Annotated in this window: 10 protein-coding genes; 5 read left to right on the top strand and 5 right to left on the bottom strand. The window is 59.0% G+C overall.

All coding sequences use genetic code 11. The annotated features are described in order from the left end of the window. The first annotated feature begins 13 nt into the window (after positions 1-13). Positions 14-1,426, top strand: coding sequence for a YdgA family protein (locus tag RSF91_RS10245; RefSeq protein WP_332568319.1), 1,413 nt, complete (start codon positions 14-16; stop codon positions 1,424-1,426). Positions 1,427-1,692: 266 nt separating this feature from the next. Further along, positions 1,693-2,556: a peptidoglycan DD-metalloendopeptidase family protein gene (locus RSF91_RS10240; RefSeq protein WP_442878834.1), complete on the top strand. Its 864-nt coding sequence runs from the start codon at positions 1,693-1,695 to the stop codon at positions 2,554-2,556. A 113-nt stretch (positions 2,557-2,669) separates the two neighbouring features. Here the strand turns inward: RSF91_RS10240 and RSF91_RS10235 are convergent, their stop codons facing one another. Next, positions 2,670-3,236 carry a DUF2242 domain-containing protein gene (locus RSF91_RS10235; protein WP_332568318.1) on the bottom strand — a complete coding sequence of 189 codons (567 nt, stop codon included), beginning with the start codon at positions 3,234-3,236 and terminating at the stop codon, positions 2,670-2,672. Positions 3,237-3,567: 331 nt separating this feature from the next. Between RSF91_RS10235 and RSF91_RS10230 the strand changes: the two genes are divergently transcribed. Further along, on the top strand, positions 3,568-4,392 hold the full coding sequence (locus RSF91_RS10230; RefSeq protein ID WP_332568317.1) for an META and DUF4377 domain-containing protein: 825 nt from the start codon (positions 3,568-3,570) through the stop codon (positions 4,390-4,392). A gap of 442 nt (positions 4,393-4,834) precedes the next feature. Here the strand turns inward: RSF91_RS10230 and RSF91_RS10225 are convergent, their stop codons facing one another. Then, positions 4,835-5,182, bottom strand: a complete 348-nt coding sequence (locus RSF91_RS10225) for a MoaF-related domain-containing protein (RefSeq protein WP_332568316.1) — start codon at positions 5,180-5,182, stop codon at positions 4,835-4,837. Positions 5,183-5,516: 334 nt separating this feature from the next. Here RSF91_RS10225 and RSF91_RS10220 point away from each other — a divergent pair, with 334 nt between their 5' ends. Continuing rightward, the gene (locus RSF91_RS10220) at positions 5,517-6,812 is read left to right on the top strand and encodes an MFS transporter (RefSeq protein ID WP_442878833.1); all 1,296 of its coding nucleotides are present in this window, start codon (positions 5,517-5,519) and stop codon (positions 6,810-6,812) included. 101 nt (positions 6,813-6,913) lie between these two features. Here RSF91_RS10220 and RSF91_RS10215 read toward each other — a convergent pair whose 3' ends face one another. Continuing rightward, positions 6,914-7,909: a diaminopimelate dehydrogenase gene (locus RSF91_RS10215; RefSeq protein WP_332568315.1), complete on the bottom strand. Its 996-nt coding sequence runs from the start codon at positions 7,907-7,909 to the stop codon at positions 6,914-6,916. 80 nt (positions 7,910-7,989) lie between these two features. Then, entirely contained in the window at positions 7,990-8,880 is an 891-nt protein-coding gene (gene rarD, locus RSF91_RS10210; protein ID WP_332568382.1) for an EamA family transporter RarD, read from the bottom strand. A 261-nt stretch (positions 8,881-9,141) separates the two neighbouring features. Here rarD and RSF91_RS10205 point away from each other — a divergent pair, with 261 nt between their 5' ends. Next, positions 9,142-9,900, top strand: a complete 759-nt coding sequence (locus RSF91_RS10205) for a pseudouridine synthase (protein ID WP_332568314.1) — start codon at positions 9,142-9,144, stop codon at positions 9,898-9,900. A gap of 66 nt (positions 9,901-9,966) precedes the next feature. Here RSF91_RS10205 and RSF91_RS10200 read toward each other — a convergent pair whose 3' ends face one another. After that, the gene (locus tag RSF91_RS10200) at positions 9,967-10,989 is read right to left on the bottom strand and encodes a DHH family phosphoesterase (protein ID WP_169106892.1); all 1,023 of its coding nucleotides are present in this window, start codon (positions 10,987-10,989) and stop codon (positions 9,967-9,969) included. Positions 10,990-11,087 lie beyond the last annotated feature (98 nt).

Raw genomic sequence — 11,087 nt, 5'->3', positions numbered from 1 at the left:
TCAAAGGGAATAAATGAACAAGAAAGCAGGCATCGGTATTACAGCGGCGGTGGCCGTGGTCGTCGCAGGCGCTCTGGGCACCAGCTATTACATGGGCGGCAAGCTACAGCAAAGATTTACCGAAGGCATTGCCAAGGGTAGCGATTACGGCGTCAAGATTCAGATCACCAGCTACGAGCGCGGTGCGTTCTCCTCCACCGCCAAGACGGTCTGGACGCTGGAAAATGATGATGAGCCCACGCAATTCACTGCCGAGCACAAGATCAGCCACGGCCCCCTGCCTCTGGGCCATGCTGCCGAAATTCATACCCGCTTCAATCTTCCCGATGATGTGGAACCCGCGCTGAAGACCGCGCTCAATGGGCGCTCGCCACTAGAGATCGCAACCAAAGTCGGCTGGGGCCGCAGCAGCTCCAACGTCATGACCTCGCCCGCCGTGACGACCAAGGTCAATGACAGCGACATGAACTGGGGCGGCATGAAAATCGCCTGGGATATGCCCGCCAACCTGAAGGGCGCCAAGGGCACAGGCCATTTTGCAGGCCTGGAATTCAAGGATGCCGAAGGCAGCGCGACGATGGACAAGGCCGAGATTCGCTTTGACATCAAGCAGCCCGAAGGTCAGAAATTCTGGACCGGCCCGTTTGCCATGAATATTGCCAAGTTTGCGACCAGCAAGATTGAAGACGGCAAGACCTCGGCCAGCCATTTCGAAGGTATCAGCATGGATTCGGACACCCTGCTCAAGGGTGATGTGGTTGAGATGACACTCAAGTCAGGCATCAAGAGCGTCAAGCTGGAAGACAAGCAGGCCAACGATCTGGTGCTGGAGATGGCCTTCAACAATATCGATGCTGGCTGGATCAACCAGGCCATGGAGATGAGCAAGCGCATGAATGCTCAGCGCGCCGAGGGCGAAGAAGCAACGGACGGTGAAGACGAAATGTCTGGCGGCGACTTCCGCGAAAAAATGCTCAAGTCGCTGACACAGGCTCTGGCGCGCAAGCCGTCCATTGAAATCAAGCGCCTGTCCATGCACACCCCCGAAGGCGTGAGCGAATTTTCTGCCGCTGTTCAGTATCTGGGTGACGGCGAAAAAATGGGCAATCTGTTCAAGGACCTGAAGGTCAGCGTCAAGGTAGATGTACCCAAGCCCCTGATGGAAAACCTGATCCAATCGCGCAAGCGCGCCAGCCTGATCGCCACTCTGGACGATGAAAACGATTACAAACCCGAAGAGATTGACTCCGCCGCCAAGATCCAGACACAGGGCAGCCTGGAGTTGCTCACGAAAGAAGGCATTTTTGAAGACAAGGACGGCAAAATTCGCACCGAGATTGTCTTTGCCCAGGGTGAAATTCAGGCCAACGGCAAGCCTCTGAGCCCGGAAGGCACGGCCATGCTGATGTCCGAAGCCATGGAGTAAATGGCAAAAGCCAAGGCATGGACATGATGACTTTGCTCGCCATCGTGGCGGTGATTGCGATCATCGTCTTTCTCATCATGCGTTAAACGTCTGGGCATTTTTGCCCTGCTGCGCACGCCTGAAAAGCGTGCGCAGCTATTTATTCAAGAGCAAATCTTCTGCGCATCCTCTGGCTCCATCTGTGCTGACGGCGGCCTCCCTCGTGCTATCGTTCCTGTATCAGCCAGCGCTTGATAGATATGGGCTACAGCCCTTTTTAATCAAAGATGAACATGAATACAGCTCTTGAACGCCGCCGCCTGCTGCAATGGATGGGCCTGACAGCAGGCATTGCCAGCGCCCCCGCATGGGCTGCCAAAGCCGCGCAAAGCGACAGCGTCTGGCCACAAGACAGCCGCGTGCCCGGCGGCGTGGCCCGCATCTCGCTAGGCCCTGCATCGACCCGCCCCAAGTTCAGCTACAACGATGCACCCGCGCTGGTGCTTGGCGACATGATTGAGTGGACGGCGCTGATCGGCATCCCTCTTTCAACCGCTCCCGGCGAATACACCCTGCCCGTGGAAATGGACGGCCAATTGCGCGACAAGCGCCTCACGGTGCAAGACAAGAAGTATGTGGAGCAGCGCCTCAAGGTCTCGCCCAAGACTGTGGACCTGTCCCCTGAAGACAACACCCGCTATGAGCGCGAGGCGGCCCACCTCAAGACGGTCATGACCAGCCTGAGCCAGCCACTGCCCATGGCTACCAACTTGCAAATGCAGGTACCTGTGCCCGGCCGCCGCTCCAGCAGCTTTGGCCTGCGCCGCATCTTCAATGGCCAGGCCCGCAATCCGCACAGCGGCATGGACATTGCTGCGCCTACGGGCACGCCGGTGAAGGCGCCACTGCCCGGCAAGGTTATTGATGTGGGCGATTATTTCTTCAACGGCGGCACGGTCTGGCTGGACCATGGCGGCGGCCTGCTCAGCATGTACTGTCACCTGAGCCAGGTGAACTGCAAGGTCGGCGACATGCTGCAGACGGGTGACGCGTTCTGCAAGGTCGGCGCCACAGGCCGCGTGACCGGCCCCCACCTGCACTGGAGCGTGATGCTGAACCGTGCCATGGTGGACCCGGCTCTGTTTCTTTAAGCGCAACTCACACCCACAAAAAAGCGGCTTTAAAAGCCGCTTTTTTGCTATGCATTTGATATGGGCACCGCAAGCCCATCAAGCGCTACAGGCCAATTTCATTCTCAATACACTCAAGGCGTTTCTTTGTCCTGTTTGAGATAACTTTCCATCAGCTCAAAAAAGCTGTCGTAGAAGCTGCGCCGGGCAATGGTCTCGCTGCCAATCTTGACCAGCGAGTCCGTGTTGGAAGAAAACGGCAGAGACACCGAACCCAGCGCACTCACACCCACACTGGCCGAGTTGGCGCTTTTCTTGAGCGTGTACCGATCTTGCAATGCCGTGGCAAAACCCAAGCTGACCTGACCATCGCTGGTCTGCGGCACGCAGACCACACGGAAGTTGATTTCCAGATTCGTATCGACATTGGGCTGGAAGTTTTTGCGACCTTCAACCAGCTCCTGCGTCCTGGCCGTAGCGATATAGCCTTGGCTCAGCAAAGCCCGGCGCGCCGCCTCACAGGTCTGCGCAGGTGTCGCATCAAAACCGCGAGAGAACGTGGAGCTTGAATCAAAAGTCTCTTGCAGCGGCTCATGCACCGTTTTGGAGGTGCCGCAGGCGCTCAAAAGACCGACCAGCACACTGGCCAGACCCAGATTCAAAAAACTCTTTGCAGACAAAGCAACTCCACCTAAGCGCACACAATCTCCTTGATACCGAGACATGCGCGGTGCGCACCCTCAGCGCTCAAGAGTAGCAGCTTGACAAGTCCTTGCCCGGCGAACCAGAGCCAGAAATACGGATTTTTGCCATATTTACAGCACCTTCACGACATGCCCCAAGCTTACTGACCGCCCCTCTAGCCATCACCGCAGCATTTACTGACAATGTGACGACTCAAATCGCCAAAGTGCTCACCGCATTCGGTTAAGGTCACAGAGGTACACGGGGAACTGATATCGTCAACACGACTCGTCTGCCTCAGACGCAGCTTGCTGCCATCGCCCCCTATTTCACACTGAAGGAATCCTCATGAAATTTCGCTGGACCTGGTGCCTCCCTCTAGTTGCCTCCATGACGCTGGCCGCCTGCGGCACGACTAACGGTGGTGGCGTCAGCAAGCCTGGCCCCAACGGCCCCGCTGGCGATGCCGCATCTCTGACCGCTTACCACTGGAAGCTGCAACAAGCTTTCACCCCCGCTGGTGCCGAAGACCAGAGCTGGTTTCTGAGCGCCAACCATGCTCCTATCGAGCTGGAATTTGCCGACCAGCGCATCATGGTCAAAAACCTGTGCAATGTCATTTCTGCAGGCTACAGCGTTGAAGGTCAGCGCCTGAACGTGCAACGCAGCGTAAGCACACTGCGTGCCTGCAACGACAGCCAGCTCATGCTGCTGGAGCAAAAAGTCGCCCGCATTCTGCCCACGAGCAAGCAGTGGAATGTGCAACTGGGTGGAACCACCCAAGAGCAGCCCCGCCTGACCGTCCAGTTCATCGACGGCACACGCTGGCAGCTCAGCGGCAAGCCCACGCCCCAGACGCAGTACGGCAGCGCGCCCGAACGCATCTTTCTGGAAGTGGCCCCCGAGCGCAAAGCCTGCAGCCATGGTGTGATGAAGGATTACCAATGCCTGCAAGTGCGTGAAATCCGTTACGGCGAAAACGGCGTCAAGACCTATACCGGCCCTTGGGAAAATTTCTACAGCGAAATTGAAGGCTACAAGCACGAAGCAGGCGTGAGCAATGTGCTGCGCATCAACCGCTTCAAGCGTCAGAACGTGCCTGCCGATGCATCCAGCTACGCCTATGTGCTGGACATGGTGGTCTCGTCCTCCATTGCAGACAAGCGCAAATAAACCAGCGCAGCCTGCACAAAAAAGCCGACCACAGCGTCGGCTTTTTTGTTTTTGGCGGCCGTTGAAGAGTGCCAATGTTTCACGCACCCTTGACTCAAGCTTGATTGACGCTCAAATGGAGAAATTTTCCTTTGATCAAAGCGACTTAGCGATTGCTGTGCAATCGATATCAGAGGCATGAGCAGCTCTACGGGTTATACCCAGTCACTGTGGAGCGTCCTGTGGACAAGCCACTCTGAAACGTCGTAAATCCGCACCAGCACTGGCGCAAAGGCCTGCGATCAAAAATTACGCAGTGACGAGCCTCTGTCCTGATGTTTCACGGACAAAAAAAAGCCGGCACCTTTCGGATGCCGGCAAGAGAGGAGAGACACTGACCTCACACACAAAAACCAGTTCAGACCTCGCTACAGCCACAGGGCGTTAGCGAGAGCCGAAAAATTCAACGCAGACGGAAACTGCCTTCCACAAACATGGAAGAACGGTGACCTGTTTCACACTGCTCATCGGCATAGGACCAGAAGGCCTGAACCGTGCCCTTGGCGGAGTCGATAACTTGACTCACGGTAAAGCCGGTTTTCTCGATCCAGTTGAGGAAGTGCAGGTGATCGCTGAGCTGCAGATAGCTGAGCTTTTCACAGCCTTCGGACACATGTCCTTGGGAGTCCACCACGCGCCAGCGCATCTGCCCCTTGGCGGTGTAGCGAACTTCGGCCTGGCTGTCCGGGAATTCAATGACTGCTTCGCGCCCCAGAAGAGTTCCGGCGTATTGCATCGAAAGCATGGACATGATGAGACTCCTTGAATGAAAACGTTGCCAATCGCAACGCCAATCTTTTTTGCGTATAGCTATGGTGAATCTCCGGCGTTTTTCCAGTTGTGGGAAAGACGCTCATGCCGTCGTCGGAAAACATTTTTTAACAAATAACGTGATTCACTCGCCCGTTCGCCAGTCATTTCGACGCTTTCAGGTTGGGGCATCACAAGACCGACAGTGATCACTTCCTTGCCCGTGATTTCTGCACAGCACAGGGCGATCGCAGATACTCTGATGTCCGATTTTTCACATTGCCCGGCAGGCGCATCAGCGCATATCGGCACTGGCCGCCATTCCGGAATTCATCTTGCCAAGTCCCTCGCCCTCCCCTGAACCGGCACCCAACGCCCGCGCTGCGGCACCACTGCGCGACCCCGCTTTTCTGAGCTTTGTGCTGGCGCGCATGCTGACCATGTTTGCGCAGCAGATGCAGGCCGTGGTGGTGGCCTGGCAGGTCTATGACATCACGCGCGATCCGCTGTCGCTGGCCTATGTGGGGCTGGCTCAGTTTCTGCCCATGATGGGTTTGCTGATACCGGCTGGCGACCTCAGCGACCGCATGAGCCGCAAGCGCCTGCTGACCATCAGCTGGCTGCTAGCTTCGGTCTGCTCGGGCCTGCTATGGCTGCTGTCTCAGAGCGGCATGCATGATGTGAACTGGATTTACGCGGTGCTGGTGCTGTTCGGCTGCAGCCGCGCCTTCAGCGGCCCTGCGCTGCAAAGCCTGCTGCCGCAAATCGTGGCCCGCGAACAACTGGCCAAGGCATTGGCCACCAATAGCATGCTGATGCGCATTTCAGCCATCGCCGCACCGGTGTTGGGCGGCCTGCTATATGCACTGGGCGGCGGTGTATTGACCTATGCGGTCTGCGGTATCAGCCTGATTCTGGGTGCCGCTTTGCTAAGCCAGGTGCCCGTGCGCTTTGCCAAGCTCAAAGCGCCCAGCGCTGATGACCAGAGCACCATGTGGCAGCGCTTTGCCGAAGGGCTGCGCTTCATGCGCACACGGCCCATCATTCTGGGCACCATCTCACTGGACCTTTTTGCCGTACTGCTGGGCGGTGTGATTGCGCTGCTGCCCGTTTATGCGCACGAAGTGCTCAAGGTAGGCCCGCAAGGGCTGGGCCTGCTGCGTTCATCCATGGCGGTGGGCGAGGTGTGCATGGGCCTGTGGCTGGCTTCGCGCCCCATCAACCGCAGCGTGGGCAAGGTGATGTTTGCGGCCGTGGCCGTGTTCGGTCTGGCCAATCTGGTGTTTTCGCTTTCGCACTGGTTTGTGCTGTCCATGCTGGCGCTGGCCGTGGCCGGTGCGGCCGATATGGTCAGCGTCTACATTCGCAGCGCGCTGGTGCAGTTTTCCACGCCCGACCATATGCGCGGCCGCGTGAATGCGGTGAACATGCTGTTCATCGGCTCCTCCAACGAGCTAGGCGAGTTCCGCGCGGGCAGCAGCGCATCGTGGTTTGGCGTGGTGCCTGCCGCCATTCTGGGTAGCCTGTGCACACTGGGCGTAGTGGGTGCGTGGATGACACTGTTCAAGCCCCTGCGCGATGTGGACACGCTGGAAGATACAGCGCGCGTGGGTACCGGCAAGGAGTCCTGATTTGATAGCTGCTTGCGCTCAATAGACAAGCGCTACAGCATTTTTTATATAAAAAAGCCTCGCAAATTTTGCGAGGCTTTTTGACTGAAGGCGCTGAAGGCTTACAGCAGCTCAGCGCGCAGCTCGGCAGCGCTCTTGGGCGACAGCATGCCGGGAGCCACGTCAAACACCGTCTTGCAACCATGCTGACCGGCTTGCGCCATGCGATGCACGGCGCGGGCGTAGGCCACGAGCACGCTGGAGGTGAACTCGGGGTTGCTGTCCAGCTGCAGGCGGTACTCAATGACCTGCTTGTTTTCGGCGCTGGTATTGCCGCTGCGAATCACAAAACCGCCATGGGGCATGGCAGCGTGATCGCGTGCAAGCTCTTCGGCGCTGATGAAGTTGACCGTGGTGTCGTACTGGTCAAAGTAGTGAGGCATTTCCACAATGGCCTTGCGCACGACTTCGGCGTCAGCACCGTCTTTCAGCACCACATGGCATTCGCGCTTGTGCTTTTCACGCGTGCTCAACTCGGGGCGCACACCGGAGCGCACCTTGTTCACCGCATCTTCTACGGGGATGGTGTACTGCACGCCGCCAGCCACGCCGTCCACACGGCGGATGGCGTCGGAGTGACCCTGGCTCAGACCCTTGCCCCAGAAGGTGTAGGTGGCGCCATCGGGCAGCAGGGCTTCGCCCATCACGCGGTTGATGGAGAACATGCCGGGGTCCCAGCCGGCCGAGATCAGCGCGGTGCACTGACCGCCCTGAGCGGCCTTGTCCACATTGGCAAAGTGCTCGGGGATGCGGGCGTGGGTGTCAAAGCTGTCGATCAGGTTGAAGTGGGCTGCCAGCTCAGGGGCTTGCTTGGGCAGGTCGTCCTTGGAGCCACCGCAGAGAATCAGCACATCGACCTGGCCCTTGTGGGACAGCAAAGCGTCCATGGCGTGCACGGGCGTGCCGACATTCAGGGGCTGGAGCTGCGAAGGATCGCGACGTGTGTAAATCCCCGTCAGCTGCATGTCGGGGTTCTTGGCGACGGCGGCTTCCACGCCGCGCCCCAGATTGCCGTAGCCAACAATGCCAACGCGAATGGGGGATGTGGTCGATGCCATGACGAGCAATTCCTTCAAAGAGACAAAGAAGCAATTATTGCCGCCCAGCGCACCAAGTTGGGGCAACTACTGTCTCCATCTCAGTGAAGCCTGTGTGAACGCCCACGCCATAAATGCCAGATGCCATCGCCGATCAGCAAGCCCACGGCAGCAAAGATCAGGACATAAGTCAGCACCTGCTGCGGCGCAATACTCTCGCCCAAAAGCCATGCAACGACGACCAGCAGGGCCGGTTCAACATACGACAGCAGCCCGAACAGGCCCATGGGCAGCCAGCGGCTGGCAATCATGTAAAGCGCCAGCGCCACGGCGCTGACCACGCCCAGCACCAGCAGCAAAGGCCACAGCGCCGGGTGATCTGCCACCAGCGGCCAGCTATTGGGTGCGCGCAGCGTAAAGACAATGGCTGCGGGCAGCAGCAAGGCCATATCGACCCAGTGCCCGGCCAGCGTATCGGTGTGCAGCCAGCGGCGTAGCGAGAAATAGACGGTGTAGCCCAGCGCGACAACCCAGGTCTCCCAAGACATGCTGCCGGCCTGCCAGATTTCATGGCCCACACCCACAGCCGCCACCAGCGTAGCCAGCGTCTGGGCTCGCGTCAGCCGCTCGGCAAACAGCAAGCGCCCGGCCACCACCATCACCAATGGCAGCAGAAAGTAGCCCAGCGACACGGGCAGCGCGCGCCCATTCATGGGTGCCCACATAAAGAGCCAGAGCTGCACCCCCAGCAGCGCCGCGCTCAGCAGCAGTTGCAAGGCAAATACGGGCTGCTTGAATGCCCGCGCCAGCAGCGCACGCACGGCAGCGGCCTCTTTGACCACACAGAGCAATGCGGTAGTGAATGGCAGCGTGACCAGGACGCGCCAGCCAAAGATTTGCTCACCATCCAGCGGGGCCAGAAAGGGCGAGAGGTAATACAGAGATGCGAACAACACGCACGACAGAACCGAGACAACAACGCCCTTGAAGATCACAGCAAAAACCAAGCAAAAACAGCCTCAAGCGCCTATCAATCAAGCGCTAGAAGCTATGAATAAAGAAGCATGACAGCGCATCAAAAACGCCTGCAACAACCAGCAGCCATTGTCCGCCAGCCCTGCCCGCACCTAAACCGTGCGCGGCGCATGACTGCTGCACCTGGCAAAACACAAAGCCCGCCAAGGCAAGGTCAGCAACGCTGGGTTAGAGTGCGGCTCGCCCTGTTTTCGCCCTCTGTGACCCGTTGATCTGCCATGACCGAAACCGCCCTTCCCGCCCATCCCCCGCTGCATATCCTCTGGCAGGACGAGCACATGGTCGTGGTCTACAAGCCCGCAGGCTGGCTGGTGCACCGCACGGGGCTGGATGCGCATGAAACCCGGTTTGTGATGCAGACGCTGCGCGACCAGCTGGGTCGCCATGTCTGGCCGGTGCACCGCCTCGACAAGGGCACTTGCGGCGTGCTGGTGATGGCGCTGCACAAAGAAGCCGCGCAAGCACTGGCCGCCAGTTTTGCGGCTCACGAAACACGCAAGGAATACCTGGCCGTGGTGCGTGGCTGGCTACTCGGTGCGCTAGAAGTCGATCACGCCCTGAAACCCGACGATGCCCCCGAAGATGCGCCCGTGCAAGAAGCCCACACCACGCTGCGCTGCCTGTCGCAGCTGTCATGGCCCGAGAGCTATGACGGACGCCATGCCGAAACCCGCATCAGTCTGGTACAAGCCCTGCCCACCACGGGCCGCAGGCACCAGATTCGCCGCCACCTCAAACACGTGGCTCACCCCATCATTGGCGACGCCACCCACGGCAAAGGCCCGCTGAACCGCTGGTGGGCAGAACGACTGGGCCAGCAGCGGCTGTGGTTGCATGCAAAGGCGCTGGAAATTGCCCACCCCATGAGTGGCGAGCCGCTGCGCTTTGAAGCCGACTGGTCTGCACTAAGCCATGTGCAAGAAGCGCAGGACTGGCAAAAACTACTGGCCTTGCCGGGCTGGCAAGCCATCGCCTGAAAATTCCATAAAAAATAGCTGCCAGCGCTTATCTATCAAGCGCTGGGAGCTATGATTTTTTATGAATTAAAGCGCAGCCTTGGGGGTTTCGCGAATCCACTTGCCTTCTTCATCAAACTGCAAGCTGGGCGCAGCGACAAACTCGTACTCGGTTTCGAGGTCGGCCCTGAGCCCACCCTGCAGCAGCTCGACCAGACGCTCATTAGGCATCTTGAAGCCGCAGGCCTGTGCGTGGCCGCCGCCGCCAAAACTCTCGGCCAAGGGGATGCAGTTGAAGTCCGAGCGCGAACGCAGGCCCACCTTGGTGCCCTTGTGATTGGCATGCCACATCAGGGCAAAGCTGCCGCTCTTGCGTGCCAGCAGGTCACCTACCTGGCTGTGGAACATACCGGGGCAGTTGACCATCAGGCCCTGCTTGCCGTTGAAGACCAGCACCTGAGCGCCATCGGCAATGTCGGCACAGAGCTTCTGGAACTTCTCGTCCATGGCTCCGCCACGGGCCATGTAAACGGCTTCCTGCTCGGGCGTGAAGGCGGCGATTTCGGCCCAGCGCTCAAAGCTGCGCACGGGCTCCATGTCCAGCGCGGCGAGGAAGGCTGCGCTTTCGGCGAATTCCCACTTCCAGATGTCGCGGTCTTCGATATAGCGAATCAGGCCGGGAACGGGCTTATCGGACTGGAAGAACTCCCAGCCCAGACGCGCGCCGGACTTGTTCATGTCAAAGTGCACCACACCGCAGCGGCACTGGTAGCCGCTGAGCTTTTCAGCCGCGCTCTTGTGGTGGTCCAGCACCACGAGCTTGGCCACGCGGGACTCGATCTCGGCCATCAGCACGGGCTCAAAAGCGAAGTCCAGCACGTACACCGCGCGGCCTGTCAGGTCGCCCAGATCATCAGCGGTCTGAATCTCGCCATGATCGAGCCCCCGGAACTCGGCCTGACCTTCATAGAACAGCCAGGCAGCCAGCGCTGCGCCAAAACCATCGGGGCAGCGGCGGCCGTGATAGAGAATGAGTGGGTTGGGATCGTTGCGATCAGGGCGCACCAGCAGCTGCTGGAAAAGGGGGAGTTTGGCGTTCAGGGCGGTCATATCCGTCCATTTTCGCCGTTTGCCGTGCAGCGCGGCATTGCGCGGGCATTGCCGGGGCCATAGCGGGATGCGCTGAACGCTTTATTGAGCCGAAAAAA

The organism is Comamonas sp. (assembly GCF_036643215.1).
GTDB lineage: Bacteria > Pseudomonadota > Gammaproteobacteria > Burkholderiales > Burkholderiaceae_C > Comamonas.
Note: the sequence above shows the minus strand (reverse complement) of the source record. Positions and strands in the feature narration are given on the sequence as shown.

What these genes read in the sequence shown, in the direction of transcription:
- RSF91_RS10230 (WP_332568317.1), top strand. Translation starts at nt 3,568, where the DNA reads ATGAAATTTCGCTGGACCTGGTGCCTCCCTCTAGTTGCCTCCATGACG.
- RSF91_RS10245 (WP_332568319.1), top strand. Translation starts at nt 14, where the DNA reads ATGAACAAGAAAGCAGGCATCGGTATTACAGCGGCGGTGGCCGTGGTC.
- RSF91_RS10240 (WP_442878834.1), top strand. Translation starts at nt 1,693, where the DNA reads ATGAACATGAATACAGCTCTTGAACGCCGCCGCCTGCTGCAATGGATG.
- RSF91_RS10205 (WP_332568314.1), top strand. Translation starts at nt 9,142, where the DNA reads ATGACCGAAACCGCCCTTCCCGCCCATCCCCCGCTGCATATCCTCTGG.
- RSF91_RS10200 (WP_169106892.1), bottom strand. Translation starts at nt 10,989, where the DNA reads ATGACCGCCCTGAACGCCAAACTCCCCCTTTTCCAGCAGCTGCTGGTG.
- RSF91_RS10225 (WP_332568316.1), bottom strand. Translation starts at nt 5,182, where the DNA reads ATGTCCATGCTTTCGATGCAATACGCCGGAACTCTTCTGGGGCGCGAA.
- RSF91_RS10215 (WP_332568315.1), bottom strand. Translation starts at nt 7,909, where the DNA reads ATGGCATCGACCACATCCCCCATTCGCGTTGGCATTGTTGGCTACGGC.